Genomic DNA, 1,105 nt, shown 5'->3' with positions numbered 1-1,105 from the left:
GAAATAATGGCGCCTACCAGACTTCCTAAAAAGCCCCACCACCCCATATTGGAGGCTGTTTTTGTGGCTTTAGTCGCAGTGTTTTTGGCGCCCTTGATCGTATCCTCAAGATTGTCTGAAAGTGTTTCTGCCCGTTCTTCAAGGACTTTTATGGCTTTTTCGGTTTTTTCTTCTGCGCTTTGATAGAGTTGAACAGCATGGTTGGCTGCTGTTTGTGCATCCGAACGGGACATGCCATCTTTTATGAGCGCGTTGATGATATCACTTCGATCAAATTTTGTCGTGAGATCTTCTACACGATCAGACAGGCGTTCACCAAGATTTTTTAAAGTGGTGCGATAGTAAGAAGGATCATTTTTGAAAGCTGTTATCGCAGAACCAATATCATTGAGTGCAGCTTGATAGGTTTGTTTTAAGCGATCAGGGTTGAGAGCAGGAATGTCGCTTTTATTGAGAAGGGTGCGCAATTCACTCGAAAGTTGGTCAAAATTGATGCTATTGTCACTATTTTTTGCAAAAAACTGTTCAAGACTTTCGCTGTTTAAGTTTGCAAGTATAGGGGAAATATTGTTTTTTAGGCTGTCTACGGTTTGTTGGACTATGGAGCTGTTTTCTAGAGCCGTTTTAGCTCCTATCTTTGCTGTACTAGAAACCACGTGGATGGCTTGGAGGGTCATCAGCAATGTTATGAGAGCCCAGGTGAGAAAGCCATGAAGCGTTCCTGAGGTTTCAGCAAAACGTCCAGCGACAAAGCCTCCCAAGGCTAGGCTAATCAGTGTAACGATAACAGAACCCACGCCAAAGGAGAGGAAAGAGCCTTCAAATGGGGTTGAAGAAGTGAAATCCATTTGGCTTAAGCCTAAAGCGGCGACCAGAAAAGAGAGGCAGATTGAGGTGGCAAGAGCCGTCACCAGTCCCGCAAAGATTGCGGACCATGAAATGGGTGTGTGAAAGAGTGAATACTTTTCTTCTAGAGACGTTTCTCCTAGAAAATTCGTCTCAAATGGTGTGTTTTCAGGAATGCGAGTTTCCATGTTTTATCTCCTTGAATATGCTGGAGATACAATGCCTTTTTGCTAATTATGTTCCAAAAGGGATATAGAGC

1 protein-coding gene is annotated in these 1,105 nt (G+C 43.4%); it reads right to left on the bottom strand.

Annotated features, from left to right (window positions below):
- The coding region (locus ACFINM_RS09755) for a DUF3792 domain-containing protein (RefSeq protein WP_375641318.1) at positions 1 to 1,034 on the bottom strand (1,034 nt) is incomplete at its 3' end.
- Between the last annotated feature and the right edge of the window lie 71 nt (positions 1,035 to 1,105).

The organism is Bartonella sp. AA168HLJHH, assembly GCF_042197365.1.
Classification (GTDB): domain Bacteria; phylum Pseudomonadota; class Alphaproteobacteria; order Rhizobiales; family Rhizobiaceae; genus Bartonella.
This window is presented reverse-complemented; position numbering and strand designations above follow the sequence as displayed.